The 20,207-nt window shown below is 43.4% G+C and carries 17 protein-coding genes; 7 read left to right on the plus strand and 10 right to left on the minus strand.

Annotated features, from left to right (window positions below; genetic code table 11):
- Window positions 1–3: 3 nt before the first annotated feature.
- Window positions 4–696, minus strand: a complete 693-nt coding sequence (locus JMX94_RS01085; protein ID WP_201562499.1) for a hypothetical protein — start codon at window positions 694–696, stop codon at window positions 4–6.
- Between the two features lie 249 nt (window positions 697–945).
- Window positions 946–1,701, minus strand: a complete 756-nt coding sequence (locus tag JMX94_RS01090; protein ID WP_227673458.1) for a hypothetical protein — start codon at window positions 1,699–1,701, stop codon at window positions 946–948.
- A 209-nt stretch (window positions 1,702–1,910) separates the two neighbouring features.
- Here JMX94_RS01090 and JMX94_RS01095 point away from each other — a divergent pair, with 209 nt between their 5' ends.
- Window positions 1,911–2,513 carry a LysE/ArgO family amino acid transporter gene (locus JMX94_RS01095; protein WP_201562501.1) on the plus strand — a complete coding sequence of 201 codons (603 nt, stop codon included), beginning with the start codon at window positions 1,911–1,913 and terminating at the stop codon, window positions 2,511–2,513.
- 93 nt (window positions 2,514–2,606) lie between these two features.
- Here JMX94_RS01095 and JMX94_RS01100 read toward each other — a convergent pair whose 3' ends face one another.
- From JMX94_RS01100 to JMX94_RS01115, 4 genes are all read right to left on the minus strand, one after another.
- Window positions 2,607–3,989 carry an NAD(P)-binding domain-containing protein gene (locus JMX94_RS01100; protein ID WP_201562503.1) on the minus strand — a complete coding sequence of 461 codons (1,383 nt, stop codon included), beginning with the start codon at window positions 3,987–3,989 and terminating at the stop codon, window positions 2,607–2,609.
- A gap of 456 nt (window positions 3,990–4,445) precedes the next feature.
- Complete coding sequence (locus tag JMX94_RS01105; protein WP_201562505.1) at window positions 4,446–5,087, minus strand: MarC family protein; 642 nt, start codon at window positions 5,085–5,087, stop codon at window positions 4,446–4,448.
- 249 nt (window positions 5,088–5,336) lie between these two features.
- Complete coding sequence (nadC, locus tag JMX94_RS01110; protein ID WP_201562507.1) at window positions 5,337–6,197, minus strand: carboxylating nicotinate-nucleotide diphosphorylase; 861 nt, start codon at window positions 6,195–6,197, stop codon at window positions 5,337–5,339.
- A 203-nt stretch (window positions 6,198–6,400) separates the two neighbouring features.
- Window positions 6,401–7,501, minus strand: coding sequence for a hypothetical protein (locus JMX94_RS01115; protein ID WP_201562508.1), 1,101 nt, complete (start codon window positions 7,499–7,501; stop codon window positions 6,401–6,403).
- Between the two features lie 355 nt (window positions 7,502–7,856).
- Here JMX94_RS01115 and nadA point away from each other — a divergent pair, with 355 nt between their 5' ends.
- From nadA to JMX94_RS01130, 3 genes are all read left to right on the plus strand, one after another.
- Entirely contained in the window at window positions 7,857–8,996 is a 1,140-nt protein-coding gene (nadA, locus tag JMX94_RS01120; RefSeq protein WP_201562510.1) for a quinolinate synthase NadA, read from the plus strand.
- Between the two features lies 1 nt (window position 8,997).
- Window positions 8,998–10,908 (plus strand): L-aspartate oxidase, encoded by a 1,911-nt coding sequence (gene nadB / locus JMX94_RS01125; protein WP_201562512.1) that lies wholly within the window; start codon window positions 8,998–9,000, stop codon window positions 10,906–10,908.
- 137 nt (window positions 10,909–11,045) lie between these two features.
- Window positions 11,046–11,957, plus strand: coding sequence for a lysine exporter LysO family protein (locus JMX94_RS01130; RefSeq protein WP_201562755.1), 912 nt, complete (start codon window positions 11,046–11,048; stop codon window positions 11,955–11,957).
- 36 nt (window positions 11,958–11,993) lie between these two features.
- Here the strand turns inward: JMX94_RS01130 and JMX94_RS01135 are convergent, their stop codons facing one another.
- The 3 genes from JMX94_RS01135 to JMX94_RS01145 form a co-directional block, all read right to left on the minus strand.
- Window positions 11,994–12,683 (minus strand): OmpA family protein, encoded by a 690-nt coding sequence (locus tag JMX94_RS01135; protein ID WP_201562514.1) that lies wholly within the window; start codon window positions 12,681–12,683, stop codon window positions 11,994–11,996.
- Window positions 12,684–12,762: 79 nt separating this feature from the next.
- A complete protein-coding gene (locus JMX94_RS01140) occupies window positions 12,763–13,398 on the minus strand; it encodes an OmpA family protein (protein ID WP_201562516.1) in 636 nt (211 codons plus the stop codon).
- Between the two features lie 39 nt (window positions 13,399–13,437).
- Window positions 13,438–14,742, minus strand: a complete 1,305-nt coding sequence (locus JMX94_RS01145) for an FAD-dependent monooxygenase (RefSeq protein ID WP_201562518.1) — start codon at window positions 14,740–14,742, stop codon at window positions 13,438–13,440.
- Window positions 14,743–14,920: 178 nt separating this feature from the next.
- Between JMX94_RS01145 and JMX94_RS01150 the strand changes: the two genes are divergently transcribed.
- Window positions 14,921–16,228: an RNA-guided endonuclease TnpB family protein gene (locus tag JMX94_RS01150; RefSeq protein WP_201562520.1), complete on the plus strand. Its 1,308-nt coding sequence runs from the start codon at window positions 14,921–14,923 to the stop codon at window positions 16,226–16,228.
- A 135-nt stretch (window positions 16,229–16,363) separates the two neighbouring features.
- Here JMX94_RS01150 and JMX94_RS01155 read toward each other — a convergent pair whose 3' ends face one another.
- On the minus strand, window positions 16,364–17,611 hold the full coding sequence (locus JMX94_RS01155) for an FAD-dependent monooxygenase (RefSeq protein ID WP_201562757.1): 1,248 nt from the start codon (window positions 17,609–17,611) through the stop codon (window positions 16,364–16,366).
- Window positions 17,612–18,329: 718 nt separating this feature from the next.
- On the opposite strand from JMX94_RS01155, the gene JMX94_RS01160 reads away from it, so the two are divergent.
- The gene (locus JMX94_RS01160; protein WP_201562759.1) at window positions 18,330–19,418 is read left to right on the plus strand and encodes a PhoH family protein; all 1,089 of its coding nucleotides are present in this window, start codon (window positions 18,330–18,332) and stop codon (window positions 19,416–19,418) included.
- Window positions 19,419–19,548: 130 nt separating this feature from the next.
- Window positions 19,549–20,193 carry an rRNA maturation RNase YbeY gene (gene ybeY / locus JMX94_RS01165; RefSeq protein ID WP_201562521.1) on the plus strand — a complete coding sequence of 215 codons (645 nt, stop codon included), beginning with the start codon at window positions 19,549–19,551 and terminating at the stop codon, window positions 20,191–20,193.
- Window positions 20,194–20,207: the final 14 nt, after the last annotated feature.

A 20,207-nucleotide genomic window follows, 5' to 3' on the forward strand; every position in this document is an offset into this window, starting at 1 on the left:
TAATTACAATTTAATATCTTTAGCATTCGTATTCGCGCTTTTGCCACTTGCATCAGTGGGATTTTCAAGGGCTTCTATTTCTCTATTACTATGATTAACAATGGCACTATCGGCATTATTAAGCCCCTGAATATCCGCATCAACGGCAGGACTGTTAAAACGTTTTTGTAAATATCGATTGGTTGCAAGTAGCTTTTGTCCATCTTGATGATAGGAAGCATTAAGTGAATCATCAAACTGGGTATTAATCGTGCTCAACACATCTAACAATGCTTCTTTGCCAGTGACATTGGAGTACTTAATTTTAGTGCTATCGGCAAGCGCGCCGTCCCCCACATCTAAGTCATGTAAGCGGCGATAGTCTGCTACGGCAAGTGGCACATGCCTGTCCATTAGGTTTTGAATCATGACATAGGTTTCGTTGACGGTATCTTTATTATCAATTTTGCCATCATTATTGGTATCACCATAAATGACGCGCAGCTTTTCGCCTTTGTCATTGATTTGATCAAGGGCTGTTTTGACCTCAACTGGCAAGCTTTTTTCGGGAATATAGCCTAACTGCGGCATCGCTTTATACTCAAGCATTTTGGGCGCCGTCACTTTTTTAATACCACGATATCCTAGATACAACCCAGCGGCTGGCAGCACGCCATATAAAACAAACATTACGAACATCGCAGTCAATTGGGTCATTAGGTTGTCCTTATTGCTTAGCAAAATTGTTTGGCAAATTTCTTATTATTTTAAATAAACGTATTATTCTAAATAAAATAGATAGCTATCATTAAACAAAAAAATAAGGCTCTATAAAAGCCCTATATTGTTATACATTGAATCAATTGTGTTTAATCATGCTGACTTATATTACTTTCATAACGCCAATTCAAAGTTCATGAGTGAAAGTCCATGAGTAAAAGCCCATAATTAAAAAACAAGCAACCACTAGCTTTGGGTTCGGCTTTTAACATAGCGATGTGTCGAAGCCAGTTTATTCATCACCGTTTGGTGTAGCTCATCTAGTAATTCATCAAGCTCGTAATCAATCTCTAAAAACAAATCGGTCAACATATCGCCTGCGGTCATTTTTCCTTGTACCATATTATTTTTGGTACGGTGCGGACTAAAGCGTTGCAGCTGTTCATAGTGATGTAGCGCCTCAGGGATACTTTCGGACACCAGCTTATCAATGACGAATTGGCGCTCATTATGTTGCTGTTGTTGCTCAGCATTGAGCTCGCTACTCCACTCACGGTAGCGCTTTAACTTACCATTAATCCTATCTAGTATCGCAACGGCCTCAATAGGCATGGCATTTAGGGTGGCTTCATCGACCACATCAACAAGCTCAGTCATAATCGGACAGCGTCCATGTTTGAGATACCATAACGTATCAGGGTCAAAAGGAGGGCGATTGGTTGGGCGCATCTGAGCACGATTGGCTAAATAGCGATCGGTCAATGGCGTTGCCAAGCGGATATCATTTACTTGTGCTAACGCAGCGCAAATACGATCCGCACGCTCAGGCGGCGTAAGCGTAGAACGTTTGCTGCTCGCTTGAGTCTGCTCATTATCGGCTGCTTTATCATTAGACGTACTATCACCACTACTTGCCATTTTCTGAGCATTTTTAGCCGCAAGTGTTGGCAGGTCTTGAGCTTGCCCAAAGGACTGTAGCATTCTTGCCAAACTTACGACCATGACCGCTTCTGCCTATCTTCCAGTGCATTCATATTTTGCTCGTACTGCGTTTATTCATATTGCATCGATTTACTCAATAGCGTATCTTAACAGCTTTTTACGGCGCTGCCAGTAAGCAAAATGTCAAGATTCTCACATTACAACCTCTCCAATCATGTGAAAGACAAAACCCTAAAAACACCAAATCTTAAAACCATAAGCGCACTATTATGAATGCTCCCGATTATATTTCTGGCTTCTTGCTTGGGCTGTCGCTCATCATTGCAATCGGCTCACAAAATGCCTTTGTCCTCAAACAAGGACTGAAACGCGAGCACATATTTTTCGTCTGCTTATTTTGCGCGGTCAGTGATGCGCTGCTAATCTCTGCTGGTGTCGGCGGTTTTGGCGCAGTAACGGCTCGCTACCCGCAAGCCGTCAATATTGCCAAAATTGCTGGCGTCATATTTTTGCTGGCTTATGGCATCCAAAGCTTATATGCCAGTGTACGCGTATCGCATGCGCTTACCGTCGATGGTCAAGTCGTCACCAGCTTAAAAAAAGCACTGTTATTATGCTTTGGCTTTACTTGGCTTAACCCGCACGTCTACCTAGATACATTGGTACTCGTCGGCATGGTTTCAACAGGCGCAACTAGCAAAGTCGTATTTGCCGCTGGTGCGGTAAGCGCATCATTCTTTTTCTTCTTTGCGCTTGGTTATGGTGCGCGATTACTTAGACCCTTATTTGCCAAACCAAAAGCGTGGAATATACTCGATGCTTTGGTCGGTATTTTAATGCTGTATTTGGCTTGGCATCTATATCAAAGTTAATGAAGCTTAAGAAATAAACACAGCTTATAAAACAAAAAAACCAAACACATTACGTGTTTGGTTTTTTATTACTTTGAAACTAATGACTTCTTATTAGGACGCTTTTTTGCGCTTTTTAGGCTTAACAAAGGTTAAGTTTAAAAAATGCTCTAGCGAATCATCAAGGATATCCAACCACGGTTCTGGTAGCTCAGGAGATAGCGTTCCAGTTAAAGTAGAACGATAGGCCTTTTCTCTAAAGGTCATGATATTCTCAGCTTTATCTTTTTGCCATTCCTTTAAAATCTCGCCCTGCTCTTCTACCGCGAACTCTGGGTAATCGGTGCCATTGGTCAAGTCACGAATATAAGCGGCTTGAAAATCAATGGAGTCACTGACCGTTGCACACTTAGCATAAGTCGCCAACCATTTTTGCTCATCTGCTTCACGAGTCGCCAAATCAGGCAATTCGATATCACTCAGTATCACATCACGTGCGTACCATGCTTGCGCATCAAACATATTAAAGGTGAAATACTGATCCTGCATACCCAAATAAATCAGTTTTGGATTCGGTTGCCAGAAAATACCTTTATATAAGTTGGCTGGATACAAGCAGTTATGCGTCTGCAAACGCAGCTCATCAGGCATGAATGGGAAGTGGAACAAGTAACCGGTACACATAATGATAGCGTCAAAGCTTTGGCTCGTACCATCAGCAAAATGTGCCACATCATCTTCAAAATGCGTTACTAATGGCACTTCTTTAATACCTTCCGGCCAGTCATAACCAAGTGCTTGTGTGCGATAGCTAATCGTGACTGATTTGGTGCCATACTTGTAGCACTGCGTGCCAATGTCTTCGGCAGAATAACTGCTACCGATAAGTAAGATATCTTCGTCTTTAAATTCCAATGCATCACGGAAATCATGAGCGTGTAGAATACGACCGGGGAACGCTTCTAAACCTTCAAAGTATGGCATGTTTGGCGTTGAGAAATGACCGGTCGCAACCACGACATAATCAAACTCTTCCACTTCTTGCTCATCGGTTTTATGATTCATTACCGTCACGGTGAATTTTTGCGTTTCATCATCAAATGACACCCAACGTACTGGGCACTCAAAGCGGATGTATTTTTGAATATCTTGCTTATCGATACGACCCATGATGTAGTCTTTTAGGACTTCACGGGGTGGATATGATGGGATAGGTTCACCAAAATGCTCATCGAACGAATAATCGGCAAACTCTAAGCACTCTTTAGGGCCATTCGACCATAAATAGCGATACATACTACCGTGAACAGGCTCACCGTTTCTGTCTAAACCTGTGCGCCAGCTGTAATTCCACATGCCGCCGATAGCGTTTTGCTTTTCATAACAAACTATCTCAGGCAAGTTCTGTGCGCCAGCCAAACGAGCTGCTTCAAAAGCACGCAACTGCGCCAAACCACTTGGACCTGCACCTAAAATAGCAATCCTTTTCTTACTCAAAACTAACTCCTATGAAATTATCGTACCCCTATTATAACATAATTTCATAATTGACGTTTTTTGCTAATACTTTTGGTAATTGATCATAGGTCTTAAAATCAGCAATTAATTTTAAAATCCACTTAAGAGATGACTTTTTAAGAGGCAGTCTTTTAGCAAGTAGAAATGAGGTTTTTGATGAATACTATCTTTTGGCGAGGGCTGGGCTGCAATTTTGATAGAATATAGCTTGTGAGAGCCGTTATTAAAAAGCCAGATAAAAGCAATGAGCACTTAGGAAATAATTAGGGCGTATCCTCATCTTAAAAATGGTGATAAAAATGAGATAAATTGTAGCCAAACAAGGAAAATAGTGCAGTTAATATCGGGATATTACCCAGCTATTTGACGAAGTTTGACAAAATCTAGCCATTTTTAGCCCATTTAGATGCCCATCGATTGAATTGAGGACACGTTCTAGACTAAGTCAGGAAATAGTGTACGCAAGGCATTCACGATAATCTCTATAGAGACAGCGGCTAGGAGCATACCCATGATTCGGCTCATGATGTTTAGACCAGTATCACCCAATAGACGACTGATGCGACCTGCCGCCATCAAGGCTAAATAACAGAATAAACTGATGAACAAACCCGCAATCAAAATAGCAGAGACTTGCAACATACCGGAAACTTGCGATGAGTAAATAATTACTGTTGAGATACCACCCGGTCCAATCATCATAGGAATGGCCAATGGCACGACAGCAGATGCAGTACTGGGTGCAGCATGTTTGTCATACTCTACATCGAAATTTTCTTGGTCAGGCTTAACAGGGTTGCCATCACCATTCATCATATTTAGGGCAATCAAAAACACCAAAATACCACCTGCCAACTGGAACGAACCAATCGAGATACCAAGCAATTTAAGTAAGGTTTCGCCTGCTACGGTAAAAAAACTGATGGTGATAAAAATGGTTAAACAAGCAACACGCGCCACTTTTCGTCGATTATTCATTGAATAACCGCGGGTCAAATCCAAAAATAAGGTCAAAGCGCTAAAGGGATTAATCAATACCATAAAGGCTAAGATTATCTTGATGATTTCAGTATTCACTAAGCGCTCGCTTATCTATTGGGCAAATCAGGCAAAAGATAAGGTCGTCGTGCGCGTGTACGATGACCTTATAGTCGGTAGCAGCGGCATTGTAGCACAGGCAGATAAACCAATTAAATCATTAACTTCGCTTAATTCTTAAGCCTTACCAAATCCATAGGATATCCATACAAATCTGCCCTTTTAATAGACTATTAATCCGAGATTTAACTCATAAAAGTAAATATAAACTCAGACTAAGCGCTGACGTTAGGCGCTAAAATCAAGCCCGATATCTAGCGCCGTTGTGCTGTGCGTCAAATAACCCATCGCAATAAAATCAACACCGGTTTCTGCTACCGCTTGCACGGTTTGAGGGGTGATACCACCTGATGCCTCGGTCTTGGCGCGACCTTTGCACATGGTAACCGCTTTCGATAACGTTTCAGGTGACATATTATCTAAAAGTACCAAGCTCACGCCAGCCTCTAAGGCTTGCTCTAACTGCGCTAACGTATCGACTTCAACCTCAATCGGAATCAGGTGACCTGCAAAGTCTTGCGCTTGCTTAATCGCAGTATTTATATCACCTGCAATGGCAATGTGATTGTCTTTGATTAAAATCGCATCGTCCAACCCTAAACGATGATTGCGCCCGCCGCCGCAGCGTACCGCATATTTCTGTACCGTACGTAGACCTGGAATAGTCTTACGCGTGCAGGTAATTTGCGCGGGATACTCTGCCACACTATCGACAATCTGCCGTGTTGCCGTTGCAATACCACTGAGATGGGTCATAAAGTTTAGAGCGGTACGTTCCGCTGTCAATAGATGACGCGCATTGCCGCTGACAATCGCCAATACCGTACCCGCTGCAACCGTTTCGCCATCAACAACCTGAGCAATAAACTCTATCTGCGCATCAACCAAAGCAAAAGACAGTCTTGCCAGATCCATACCGCAAATCACACCTGCTTGGCGCGCTTTGATTTGTAGTTGTGCTTGCATATCCGCTGGGATAGTTGCTTGCGAGGTCACATCACCACGTCTACCCAAATCCTCAGTTAAAGCGGCTTCCACTAAGGGCTTAAGTAATACTTCATCCAATGCTGGCTCTTGTTTAACTGTCATATTTCACCCTTATTTTTGTGTGATGGCTTTTACATGGTAAATGCGCATTATTAATCCAAGCTTTATTTTATTAAGCTCAAAATGAGCATAAATATAACGTAAAGCGCCTAGCCTCGCAAGAAAAGGGCGTTATTTTATTTATTTAACAATTTATATTTAAACCGAATGGGGGAAGCTTTATGCAGACATTAATACTATCGGCACTATTTGCGTTTGGGCAATTTACTATCCATGAGTAGGCTTTGTAGCTCAATATCGTGGCGAAAGCGATAAAGCTTGGCAGGGCGACCACGTTGAGCGCTACTGCTCTGCCCCGTTTCCATTACAAGGTTTTGTGAGTCTAGCAAACGACGGAAGTTTTGCTTATGCAAGCGCACGCCTGACAATGCCTCAACGCTTTGCTGTAACTGTGATAAGGTGAAAACATCTGGCATCAAGCCAAAGATAAGCGGTCGATATTCAATCTTGGCACGCAGACGTGAAATGGCGGTAGCAATCACGCGGCGATGATCATAATACATGGGCGCACCTATCAGCTGCGACCAATTCTCAGGTAAAGATCTGGTCTGAGCACTAGTTTGGGTACTGGTTTGGGTACTAATTTGAGTGTTAGCTGAATAACTGGGTGGATAGGTCGGTGCTTCAGGGATTAGCCCCGCTTCATATAGCATCTCATAGCGTAGTAGTACGTGTTCGGCAACCCACTCTCGATTGTCCTGATTGTTATCACTCGCTGCATCAAGGCCAGCATCTTTATTTTCGCAATTTCCAAAATCATTGCCTGCTAAGAACCCTTCACTCAATCCCCAGCACAAGCCAATGCGCTGACGACGACGCTGTTGAACGATGGCATCTTTTGTGTCATTTGCCCACTCTAATAGTGCTGGCACAATAAAATCCATGATGATACTTGGCCTACCCTCTAAGTGAATTTCCCAAGGAAAATAATCATACCAATCTCGCCATAGAGCTTGGCTCTGTAGCTGCTGCGTTTGCGTCTCTTGCACCAATCCTAAGTAGCTGACATACACCAACGCATGGCCATCGACATTGCGTCTATTGGTATCGACAAAGGTATATAGCTGCTCTAAATAACCGAGCGGCTGCTGGGTTTGTTCTTCAACCCACTGGCGTACGCCAGCTTGCAACGAGCGGTGCAATGGCATCAGGGGTCCATTGGGCAAAAGCTTACCTTGATCCACCGTTAAAACGCGGGCGGTATGCTCAGTAATAGCCACCAACACGGCGACCACTTCTGTAGTGCCACTACCCTGTTGATGTGCATGTGAGTAAGACAACGTCATGGCTTTAGTAAATATCCTTTATCTTGAAGAATGCAGTGAAAAAGCTACAAATTATGACTTTTATAACACTGCTTAGTATAGCGTGAATCTAAAACTATCATAGCCTGCCGTTGTAAATATACCAATTGCACTGTAATAAATATTGGAAGATAAATGCGAGAGCAACAATGTAAGAAAGATGACACATTTGAAAAAAACCCACAGACATTTAATTCAATTTTTAAGTTAATTATAAAAAATACTTGTATTTATGCTCAAAATGAGCATAATTAAAACACTTTATTCATTTACCGTATTTAACTGTCTCATTTCTAACGACGCCTCATTTGTCGTTAATGTACTAAAGGTTGCACTTATGAAAACTTATCCCTATGACGCGCCCATCATGAGCAATGACAATCGCATTGCGACTCAAATGAACATCGAATATGCCAAAGCTAAAATACCGGCAGACCTGCCACGTGCCGAACGTCTCGCAGTTGAAGATAATATTAAGCAGCTGTTGAAAGATAATAATGCCGTATTAGTTGCCCATTACTACGTCGACCCTTTTATCCAAGACTTAGCGTTAGCAACAGGCGGCTGTGTTGGTGACTCATTGGAGATGGCACGCTTTGGGCAAGCGCATAGCGCGCAAACCTTGGTCGTCGCTGGCGTACGCTTTATGGGCGAATCGGCAAAAATACTAAGCATGGAAAAAACGGTACTGATGCCAGACTTGGAAGCGGAATGTTCGCTTGACTTAGGCTGCCCTGCTGATGAGTTTTCCGCATTTTGTGATGCCCATCCTGAGCGTACCGTGGTGGTTTATGCCAACACTAGTGCTGCGGTCAAAGCGCGTGCTGATTGGGTCGTGACCTCGTCCGTTGGTATCGATATCGTTCGTCATCTGCATGCGCAAGGCGAGCCTATCATTTGGGGCCCTGACCGTCATTTGGGTAAATACATCGCGCAAGAGACTGGCGCGGATATGCTGCTGTGGCAAGGGTCTTGCCTCGTACATAATGAATTTAAAGCGACTGAGCTCATGCAATTAAAAGAGGAGTATCCAGACGCTAAAGTATTGGTACATCCTGAGTCACCTGATAGCGTCGTCGCGCTTGCCGACGTGGTTGGCTCAACCAGTAAGCTATTACAATCAACTTATGAGATGGATGCCGATACCTTTATCGTTGCTACCGACTTGGGTATCTTGCACGAGATGCAAAAGCGCTCGCCACACAAACGTTTCTTAGCTGCCCCGACCGCTGGTGAGAGCGCCAGTTGTAAAAGTTGTGCATTTTGTCCTTGGATGGCAATGAATGGCCTAAAAGGGATTGAGCAATGTCTGTCTCAGCGCAGCGGTGAAGTGCTCATGACGCAAGAGCTGGCGACAGCTGCCAAAAAACCACTCCAACGTATGCTTGATTTTGCCGAAGCGCAAAAGCAACGGGTGGCTGCAAGTGGTGACATTGTCAAAGACCGCGAATTATTTGCCAATGTTGGAGCGGCGTAATATGAACGAGGCATGGTCAGCGGATAAGGTAACTTCAAATAATGCTGAGGATACTGTCCAGACAGACGTCCTTATCATTGGTGCTGGTCTTGCAGGACTAAGCACTGCTCTCGCCTTGCCAAAATCGCTAAGTGTGACAGTACTAAGTAAATCCGCGATAGAAGTGTGCTCAAGCCATTATGCCCAAGGCGGAATTGCAGCCAGCTTAGATAAGAATGACCGTGTCGCTGATCATATCGCTGATACACTCATCGCTGGTGCAGGATTATGTGAGACTGATAATACCACTAATATCCTCAGCGCTGGACAGCAAGCCGTGCAGTGGCTATGTGAGCAGGGTGTGCCCTTTACCCTGATTCCGCAACAGGAAAGACAGCCATATAATAATGTAAATCCTTTAGCGGCATTACAGACTAGCAATTTGCATCTGACCAAAGAAGGCGGTCATGGCTGTCGGCGAGTTGCACATGCCGATGATGCCACTGGTCGGCATATTATGGAAGCCTTGACTCTAAAAGCACAAGCTGCATCCAATATTACTATCTTGCCCTACCATGAAGCACTGAGCCTTTTAAAAAATAACGCTAATCCAAATAAGCAATGTCAAGGTGCGCTTGTTTTTGATTACCTTAATCAACGTAAACTTACCTTTCATAGTCGCGCTGTCGTATTGGCAAGTGGCGGTTTAGGACAACTGTTTAAGCGTGCTAGTGCTCCGAACGTCTGTGTCGGCGATGGGGTTATGATGGCTTGGCAAGCGGGCTGCCGCTTGGCTAATTTGGAATTTATTCAATTTCACCCGACTGGCTTAGCCTTAGATAACAGTAGCTTTCTAATATCCGAAGCACTGCGCGGCGAAGGTGGATGCTTGTATTGTCCGCAAACGGGCAAACGTTTTATGCTCGATGTTGATAAGCGTGCAGAACTGGCTCCAAGAGACATCGTCGCCCGTGCCATCGCTGAGCAAATTAATACCAACGGACTTGGCTATGTACATCTTGATGTCAGTCACTTACCAGCGGAATTTTTGCAAGAGCATTTCCCGCAGATTTATCAAACGCTATTAGAGCTTGGCATTGATATCACTACCGACCCCATTCCAGTTGCCCCTACCGCTCACTATAGCTGCGGCGGTGTAGTGACGTCTGCTAATGGTTTGACCGATGTGGCAGGGCTTTATGCTGCTGGTGAGGTTGCTTATACAGGTTTACATGGAGCAAACCGCTTAGCAAGCAATTCTCTACTAGAATGTGTGGTCGTTGGGCGCAATATCGCCGCTGACTTGCCGCGCTATTTAGCAGCAATAGAAACGTTAGAAACAACTTTACCTCATCTTAATGCAAACCAAGCAATTCATGATACGTGGACAGCGCCAATACTTAAAGACAGTCAGCGCATTACTTTGCCATCGTCTACTGAATATGAAAGTAACTGTAATGACAATCACAACATCCACGTCAATATAAATGCTGATATCACTGGAATAACCGCCGAACTAAAGGCTTTGATGACCTCTCATATGGGTATTACCCGTGATGCTAAACAATTAGAACAAGCACTTTTGCAAATACAGCAATGGCAACAACAACTTAACGGCTACGACTCTAATCAACTAGCTATCGACAATAAAGACAACGCTACTATTTTGAATGAGCTGCCCTATTTTCAATTAGCAAGACAGTTGCAATTAGCGACCTTAATCATTCAATCTGCTTATCAGCGTCATGAGAGCCGCGGTGGCCATTACCGAAAAGACTATCCCAACTTAACGAGCACACCTCGGACGAGTGTGATTGAGCCTCTATTAAAGCAATCAGATGAGCAGAATCTTTGCGTAGATAAATCCGTTAAACATAGCCAAGACCACCTCCCTTTAATTAATAAAGATGATGCATTGGCAATTGGCTGCTAGTCCGCCCTAAACTGGCACATTCATGTCGAATTTTGCTTGAGTAGTGTCAGTATTGCTTGCCTGATATGATACAATCCCCAGCTTCTGAGAAATGCCCTCCCAAAAACGCCTTGTTTAAAAATGACGAGTCTGCCGACATGCAAAGCCTGATTACCCTTGTTTTGGTCTTAATGCCAATGTTTATTGGCTTTGCCATCCCCTCCAATCCCAAAATGACTAAGCTTGCTGACAAAGGCTTGTCGTACTTGGTTTATGTCATCTTAACCCTCATCGGTATTGAGCTGTCACAAGTCGAAGGGCTGGGCAGTCAAATAGGTGAAATCGCACTTTATGTCACGATATTGTCTATATTGACAATTGGCACTGGCTTATTTGCTCTCATGCTGTTTGACCGCCTGCGCCCGTGGCATGCCAAAAAGCCCAGCGTCAAATCCAAAGAGCATCGCGTTAGTATTCGTGGCAGCTTGGCACAAGTAATTTGTGTGGTAATTGGCATGGTGATTGGCTATCTCTTACCCGTGGATTATATGCCGCCTGAAAACACCATGACCGCAATGCTGATGGTATTAATCTTACTGGTTGGCATTGGCTTAAAAGGCTCGGGCATTACCTTAAAGGAAGTCTTACTCAATAAACGTGGCGTCGAGATGAGTATCATCTTTACACTAGCCGTTCTGGCTGGCGGACTTGTTTTCGCGCTGATGTTTACCGATGTATCATGGACAAAAGGCTTGGCACTAGCATCTGGGTTTGGTTGGTATTCACTGTCAGCGATTATCATGACCGATGCTTATGGCGCCGTTTGGGGCAGTGTGGGGCTATTTAACGACTTAATACGTGAGTTTTTTGCGCTATTATTTATTCCTGTTTTTATGCGTAAATATCCATCAGCAGCGGTAGGACCTGGCGGCGCGACCAGTTTAGACTTTACCCTGCCTATTATTCAACAATCTGGCGGGCTAAAAGTCGTGCCACTGGCGATTAGTTTTGGTTTTATTATTAATATTGTCTCGCCAGTGCTGATGGTGTTGTTTTCGGCGTTGGGGTAAGGGTAACTTTTAACGGTTGATGAAAATCAGTCGTTGTTATTCAAACGGCTCACAGTGCTTAGCGTACTTACCATAACTCTCTCTATCACCTGCGTATTTTAGATTCGACAAATCCTTGACTTGTCTGCTTGCCTTAAAAACCACTCTTCTGTCTTTGGATTCAATCTGTTCTGGATCATCATAACTCAGATCTATATTGGTAGAAGGATACCGATCTAAGCAGTCATAAGTAGTAATACGGTCAGATTCGATATGATGCTCGGTTATAAGTCTGTTTTTAATAGTAAGTGCACGTTGGCGTGATAAGTTGTCATTATCCTTTGATAATGCAAGCTCATTCGATGACAAGTGCCCAAAGATAAAAATGTTAGCGTCTAAATATTCATTAAGCTTTTCTTCAATTTTTTTAAACTCTTTATCATAGGTGTTAATTAATCGACTACTCAGCGGTGCAAAAAATCCATGTAATTCCATTTCAAGCGCGTCGCCTCCCTCAATTATTATTTGACAGCCTTTAGCATCAACTACTACGTTAGGTGGCGTTTCAGGACACTCGTCTATATCATCAAGCACTCCATCGCCATCTGAATCAATTTCTGCTTGCATCGTCCTAATATTCTCATATTGAGGCAACTCTTTAGACAACGCAGTTGTAGTGGTTTGGCAGCCAGCTAACACTATAGATGTTGCTAGCAGCAATAAAGTGCTACAGTTATTCATTCGCATTGTTACCCTCTCTGAATACCTTCAAAAACAATTTTTTGTTTATGTTGAGATGACAGCTATTTATCAATAAAAACTCTCTTTAAAATTCAACGCAGATGCCGTCTTTTAAATTGATAGGATAGTCACTATCAGGCTCAGTTAATAAACCATAAACCCGACGATTAAAAGCTCTACCCTCCTCAGTATCATTAGGTGCAATGGGCGCTCTAGCATCACAATTTAAAGTCATCAATCGACTAGATTCTGTACTATGCTTTAATAAAAGGTAGTTTTTGATTATCAGTGCTCTGTTTTTAGGTAGTGAGCTTAACTCTTTATTAATTTCATCCTCTGAAATGTGCGCTTCAATTTTAAAAATAGCGCTATCATACTCTTTCATTCTTGCGGCTACTTTATCCAGTTCAACCTGATATTTAGATGTTAGTTCACTGCTACCTTTAGCAAAAAAGGCACGATACTCCATTTGTAAACCAGTTCCAATAGTGGTGAGAGGACAACCATACTCATCCATCACCACACCCTTAGGGGTGTTCGGACAATTATCTATGATGTCAGGGACGCCATCACTGTCTGTATCTGCATGTGGCTCTATCATGACTTTAGGTGTGTTGTCTGCCTTTTTATTGATTATGGTGTTTTTGGGTACAGATTGGCAGGAAGCTAACATAAAACTAGCTATTACCACGCCTATCGTCATCCATGAATTATTTTTCATACGCCATCCTTAGTTCATATAAAACGTTCAGTTCAAACCCTAGACCCCACTTGCCTGCTTGGCAAACAGACGCATCAATGGTTTAATTTTGCTGACGCGATACATACCTTCATTACGAAGTTGCTGAATCGGACGCATCTGCGCAAGCGAGCCGGCAAACAGCCAATTAAGCGCCGAAAAACTGTGCATCATTAAACTATTATGCGGACGACGCAGACGCTCATAGCTACGCAAGGTTTGGTTCGTGCCCCAGAGCTTATTGCCGCTACGCGCATAGTCATGGGTGAGTTGTTCACTTAATGCTTTCACATCGAGCATACCCAAATTCAGCCCCTGACCTGCCAGCGGATGCACGCCATGCGCGGCATCACCGATTAAGACTAAATTATCCGCGACGTAGCTTTTTGCTTGCTGCGCGGCTAACGGAAAGCTGGCGATGGATTCAATCTCGCGGATAGCGCCCAGCTCATAATTACTGGCAGCAGCCAATTTATCAGCGATATAGCGAGGCGTTTCTTCTAACAATGCCAATGCTTGGTTGCGTGGTAATGTCCATACAATCGACTGCCAATGTTGCGGGTTGGCTTTATCTTCATCAGTAATATCAGCAAGTGGCAATAAGGCCAATGTACCAGTTGGTAGCATGGCTTGACGGGCGGTTGCTCGATGCGGCTTGTCGGTTTGAATGGCACAGCAAATCGCGGTTTGATTATAATCAAGCACATCCAGCTCAATTGCCGCCTGCCTGCGTACAAACGAGCCGCGACCGTCAGCACCAACCAATAAATGCGCGTCAATCACACTGCCATTATCTAAGGTCACACGGTAACCTTGCGCGCTACCAAGCCAGTCCATATCGACAACCTTTTGCCCATCGATAACGGTTAGATATTGACTGACATCAGCGGCAGTTAAACACTGCCACAATGCGTATTCGATAACCGCAGGCTCAACCATACTACCGAGCATTTTTGGCTCAGAGCTTTGATTACTGTCATTACTACTATTATTGCCATTACTGTTATCGCCACTATCGCCACTATCGCCAAACAGTAACTCGCCGCGACCATTTAGCTGCCAGACCTGCATTTGCGAATAATCGGCTTTACGCTCTGATGCCGCTATCTTTTGCCAAGCGCCCACGTCTTTGAGTAAGTTGATACTGGCAAGACTTAATGCATAAACGCGCGCATCCCGCTTGCCAAGCACCTGCTGCCAATCTGCCTCGCTACGTTCAGGGCGCGCATCAATAATGGTCACTGGCATTTCAGCTTGCGCCAGTTTTAGCGCAAGGGTTGCACCGACGATACCGCCGCCGATAATGAGCGTATGGTTATTTTTCATAAAACATCCTTTGTCGCGTTATTCATGCTATCAAAACCGCGAAAGAGGACTCCACCCGACATTAGGGTGGAGGTAAATTTCGCCTAGTGTTTATTATATTTTTATACAAATTAGCTACTGTATGAAATCTAAATAATCTTTAGAATTTATATTCTATCAAACAAAATTAGTTGCGGTAATGAAAATCAACAAAGCGTATAAGTTTAGGCTTGAGCCTAATGCAGAGCAGGAGATTATTCTAAATAATCTTGTCGGCTCTGCACGTTTTGTTTGGAATCAAATACTAGCGATCTCATTTGAGATGTTTGCCAAAAATGAATTTATTAATGCCACCAACTTGGTTAATAAAATCATGGATCTAAAGAACAATCCTGATTTTGACTTCTTAAGAACCCATGCCAATGCCGTGTCCTTACAACAAAAAGTACGTGATCTCGCCTCTGCTTGGTCACGTTTTTTTGATCCTAAAATTCATGCCAGGCTCAAAGAAAATAAAAAGAAGCTCCGAAAACCCAAGTTCTTTAAGCTAAGCGATGGCACAGAGATTCAACTACGACAACTGATGCCAAGATTTAAACGTAAATCCGATGGCTGTGACTCCATGCGCTTGGTTCAGTTTGATAAATATTGCCGTGTTGAGGGTAATCGCGTCAAACTACCTAATGGCGTGGGATTTGTGAAATTTAGAAAATCGCAAGACATCATCGGCACCATCAAAAACGTCACCATTAGCAAGAAATTAGGGCACTGGTACGTGTCTTTTGGGTGTGAGCGAGCACTGGATCAAAACCCAATTCACCCCTCTACAAGCGCCATAGGTATTGATTTAGGTGTCACTAAACTCATTACCACCTCAGACGGTCAATACATCAAACCCAAAAACAGCTTTAAAGCCAATCAAATTAAACTGGCCGCATTACAGCGCCAATTAAGTAGAAAAGTCTTATTCAGTCAAAACTGGAAAAAGCAGAACCGTAAGATTCAAAAATTACACCATCACATCGCCAATATTCGCCATGATTACTTGCATAAAATCACCACCGCGATCAGCAAAAACCACGCCATGATTGCTTGTGAGGACTTAAAAGTAGCCAATATGTCGAAGTCTGCAAGCGGTACGTTAGAAAACAAAGGGCGTAACGTCAAAGCCAAGTCAGGATTGAATAAATCCATTTTGGATCAAGGCTGGGGCATGATGATTGATATGCTTGAGTACAAGCAGCACTGGACAGGCGGGGTGCTCATTAAAGTAAACCCACGCTACACCAGCCAAACCTGCTTTGAATGCAAGCATATCGCTAAAGAAAATCGACAAACCCAAGCTAAGTTTGAGTGCGTCCAATGCGGGCATAAAGCAAATGCTGATGTGAATGCAGCTAAAAATATTCTTGCGGCAGGACATGCCGTTTTGTCTGCGGAGGGAGGATGCGGTAAAGGTCGCCCGTTGAAACAGAAAACTTGTGACATTCGTGAGAAAGTCGCCTAAGCGCTAACGCTTTTAGAATCCCCCACTTGAGCTTAGCGAAAGTGGTGGTAGTATGTCAACCGCTCATATTTATGTGGTTTAGCAGCAGCTGAAATTATAGATTTTATTTGCTTAATAACTTACCAGTATATTGAACTAAGATTTTAAGCCCATCGCATAATTGGCAATCAATGGCTTAATATTTGGCAGTTTATCAAAGGCAACCAAAGCTACGTTACGTGCCAACTTCACCGCTGGATTTGGATGCGTAAAGCCATGTACGACGGCATCACAAAAGCGAATGACGCGTTTTTGATCGGTTTGACGGTCTTTTTCATAACGTTTGAGCAAAGTCGGATTACCAATGTCTTCACCTTTTAGCACTTGCCGACTCATCATTTGTGCCAGTACATGCGCATCACGCATACATAGATTAAAACCCTGTCCAGCAACCGGATGCAAGGTATGGGCCGCATTACCCATGATGACGCAGCGACCATCGACTTGTTTGTCTGCCAGTACCCGCGTTAATGGATAAGCACCGCGGCGACCGGCTTTTTTAAACGTGCCAGCGCGCTCGCCAAAGGCTTGCTGCAAAATCGCCAAGAAATGCGCATCATCTTCTGGATATTGTGTCTCTTCGCCAGTTGGGCAAACCCAAACTACCGAGCGTCTATAACCTTTTTGGTACTCATCATTGCCGTCGCCTTCTGGATCAGTCAATGGCAACACCGCAAGCGGCCCTGCCGGACTAAAGCGCTCAATGGCAATATGTTCATGCGGCTGATCGGTCTCTACCACCCCAACAATAGCGGTTTGCTTATAATCATAAGTGGTAGTGCTGATACCTAATAGCTGACGCACGGTAGAGTCACGACCATCACAAGCGACTAATACGCTGGCCTGCAATTGCTGCTCATGCTCATCTTCACCGTAATAGCTAAAGCTTAGCGTCACGCCATCGCTTTGTTGGCTAACGGCTATCACATTGGCATTATCAATTAAAGTAATCAGCGGCTCTTGCTGGGCAGCCAATAACAGCTTACGTCCGAGCCACGCATTTTCCATTACTTGCCCAAATGACTCGACCTGCTCCTCAGCTTTATTTAATTGCGCGCGTCCAAAGCTGCCTTGCTCACTGATCTGTACCGCATCAATGCGACAGGCATGGCTTTGTAGCTCAGCCCATAGCCCAATCTCTTGATAAATCTGTACCGTGCGCCGTGACAATGCGGTATTACGGCTGTCCAAATAATGGCTACGCTTAGCATCATCATTAGGACTGATGGTTGGATAGCTGTTTTTTTCCAGCAAGGTGCTAGCGATACCATGATGGGCAAGTAACAATGCAAACGATAAACCGACATGCCCACCGCCCGCGATAAGCACTTGCTGCTCAGTCATAGCAGCTTTATTAACATGACTAGATTTAACATGATTGGATTTTGACAAATTTGCTTCAGTATTTTGCATGGTTATTATTCCTAATATGACCCTTTTAACACGCGTTTAGACGTGATGAATACGCACTCAAAAATATTATTTTTTTAGAAAATTTATCGTTGTCTGCCGCTTTTCAGCTTGGCTTTTATAGCTGTCTTATCTAAGCAATAGATTACCACAAATTACCGCGCATGCTGTGCTCTTGACAGTATCCTCAGCGAGTGTAAAAGATTTCTAATACTCACCTATTATCTAAAAACGGCTTGGATCTTAGAAAGCTCAAACCTACAAAACACTGGCTTTTAAAATGACTCAACATTAAAAACAGCAAAAACGCAGTCAGTAGTTGCAATCGCCATACAAAAACAGAGCGCTACCTCCCTTATATCGCTTGAATTTTAAAATCTATCTACCATAATGAAGGCAGGATAGTTACTTATTACCAGTCATTTTACGAATAACCATTTTTATCAGCCATTTACCGTCATTTTAATTTCTATCAGCTAAGCAACCGTCATACAAGCAACAAACGTTATAAAAACCATTTAAAAGCAATGAAACACAATTAATTATTTTATCTCTGAAGCCCGTTAATCTATCGCCATTTATTAACTAAACCATAGAAAATTGGCCATAGCCGCGGGCAACTAAATACAAGGATAATCGCTTGACTGATTCCATGAGCCGCCGTATAAAGTTCGAATCGTTGACCCCAGCACAGCTTAAAACCGTGCTCGGCGAATATAATAACCACATGAAATATATCCAAGAACGCCTCGATATTAAAATCAGCCAACGCCAAGGCGACTTTTGCCTGAGCGGCGATATATTGGGTGTTGAGCGCGGCGAACGTATTATTTATAAGCTGGTCGATGAAGCGCAAAATACCAAAGATATCAGCGCAGAAGAGCTGCACTTAATCATCCAATCGAGTATCTCACGCGATGAAGATATAGCAGCCGATGAAGAATTAGATGACGAGGAAGATGCAGACAACTTGGATGCTGCCAGTGACTTTACGCCAGTTAGCCTGCGCACCCGTAATGGTAAAATCATTCCGCGCGGTGGCAATCAGCAGCGTTATGTGAGAGATATTTTATCGTCTGATGTGTCGTTTGGTATTGGACCTGCCGGTACCGGCAAAACTTATCTTGCCGTCGCTTGTGCTGTCGATATGCTTGAGCGCAATGAGATTGAGCGTATTTTACTGGTACGCCCTGCGGTAGAAGCTGGTGAAAAGTTAGGCTTTTTACCGGGTGATTTAACGCAAAAAATCGATCCGTATTTGCGCCCTTTATATGACGCGCTATATGAGATGCTTGGCTTTGATAAAGTGGGTAAAATGCTTGAAAAGCAAATCATCGAGGTCGCCCCGCTTGCTTATATGCGTGGTCGTACTTTGAATAACTCATTTGTCATTTTGGATGAAGCGCAAAATACCACGCCCGAGCAAATGAAAATGTTTTTGACGCGCTTAGGGTTTGGTTCACGTGCGGTTATTACTGGTGACATTACACAGGTCGATTTACCGCGCGGTAGTAAATCTGGTCTGGCGCAAGCGATGGAAATCTTAAGCGGTATTGAAGAGATTCATATCACCAAGTTTGATTCAAAAGACGTCGTACGCCATCAATTGGTACAAAAAATTGTTGAAGCTTATGATGTCTTTGATGAAGAGCAACTCGCTTTGCAAGAAAAACGTAAGTTTGAGCGCATGAAAGAGCAAGAGCGTAAACAGGCAATAAACGATGCAGCCGCTAAGCTATAAGCTATCGGAATATAGATATATGAGAAAACTTAAGAAAATATGGCAAGAAAACCGGATTTGATATCCGGTTTTTTACTTTTAGATATTTATTGTTAAATATTTTTAAATTGATAAAAAAAAGGATAATGGCATGAGCCAAGCCGAACAGAATGATACTGACAATAATGTTGATGAGAATGTTAATAGCAATTTTAATGACAGTTTCAATAGTAGCTTTAATAATGATGACAGCTTAGCTGTACTTGATATCAGCGCCGCCGATAGTATTGATGACGATATACTTGAGAGCTTTTATAATCGCGAAAACTTATTAAAGGTCATGATGGCGACATTGGATAATATAGATGAGCGCATTAAAAATGGTCTGACGCTGCCTTATTATGCCGATATCGATACTGAAGTATGGCAAGAAAAATCGAAAGCGCTGGATATCTATATTACGGATGCCGTGGAAGGTCAAGAGCTTAATTTAGAGGCACGCGGCAAAGATTATGCCACCAATATTCTATCCTACCCAAGCGACTTACCGGCGGCAATCATTGGCTTGATGCCAACGCTACCGCTAGGTGAGCTGGTTATTTGTCATGGCGTGGTGATACGTGAAGCAGCTGAGCAAAACAAGACCGAAGCGCAGCATATCAGCCATTTATTAATACACGGTGTGCTGCACTTGCTTGGCTTTGACCATGAGCTCGGACAAGCCGAGCAAGATGAGATGGAAAGCTTTGAGATTGATATTTTGGCAGGATTGGCGCTGCCAAATCCTTACCTCTAGCTTGTCTCTAGCTT

Source organism: Psychrobacter sp. CMS30 (genome assembly GCF_904846565.1).
In the GTDB taxonomy this organism is placed as follows: domain Bacteria; phylum Pseudomonadota; class Gammaproteobacteria; order Pseudomonadales; family Moraxellaceae; genus Psychrobacter; species Psychrobacter maritimus.

Coding starts and splice junctions, on each gene's coding strand:
- JMX94_RS01085 (WP_201562499.1), bottom strand. CDS start 696: ATGACCCAATTGACTGCGATGTTCGTAATGTTTGTTTTATATGGCGTG.
- JMX94_RS01090 (WP_227673458.1), bottom strand. CDS start 1,701: ATGGTCGTAAGTTTGGCAAGAATGCTACAGTCCTTTGGGCAAGCTCAA.
- JMX94_RS01095 (WP_201562501.1), top strand. CDS start 1,911: ATGAATGCTCCCGATTATATTTCTGGCTTCTTGCTTGGGCTGTCGCTC.
- nadC (WP_201562507.1), bottom strand. CDS start 6,197: ATGACAGTTAAACAAGAGCCAGCATTGGATGAAGTATTACTTAAGCCC.
- JMX94_RS01115 (WP_201562508.1), bottom strand. CDS start 7,501: ATGACGTTGTCTTACTCACATGCACATCAACAGGGTAGTGGCACTACA.
- nadA (WP_201562510.1), top strand. CDS start 7,857: ATGAAAACTTATCCCTATGACGCGCCCATCATGAGCAATGACAATCGC.
- nadB (WP_201562512.1), top strand. CDS start 8,998: ATGAACGAGGCATGGTCAGCGGATAAGGTAACTTCAAATAATGCTGAG.
- JMX94_RS01130 (WP_201562755.1), top strand. CDS start 11,046: ATGCAAAGCCTGATTACCCTTGTTTTGGTCTTAATGCCAATGTTTATT.
- JMX94_RS01135 (WP_201562514.1), bottom strand. CDS start 12,683: ATGCGAATGAATAACTGTAGCACTTTATTGCTGCTAGCAACATCTATA.
- JMX94_RS01140 (WP_201562516.1), bottom strand. CDS start 13,398: ATGAAAAATAATTCATGGATGACGATAGGCGTGGTAATAGCTAGTTTT.
- JMX94_RS01145 (WP_201562518.1), bottom strand. CDS start 14,742: ATGAAAAATAACCATACGCTCATTATCGGCGGCGGTATCGTCGGTGCA.
- JMX94_RS01150 (WP_201562520.1), top strand. CDS start 14,921: ATGAAAATCAACAAAGCGTATAAGTTTAGGCTTGAGCCTAATGCAGAG.
- JMX94_RS01155 (WP_201562757.1), bottom strand. CDS start 17,611: ATGACTGAGCAGCAAGTGCTTATCGCGGGCGGTGGGCATGTCGGTTTA.
- JMX94_RS01160 (WP_201562759.1), top strand. CDS start 18,330: ATGAGCCGCCGTATAAAGTTCGAATCGTTGACCCCAGCACAGCTTAAA.
- ybeY (WP_201562521.1), top strand. CDS start 19,549: ATGAGCCAAGCCGAACAGAATGATACTGACAATAATGTTGATGAGAAT.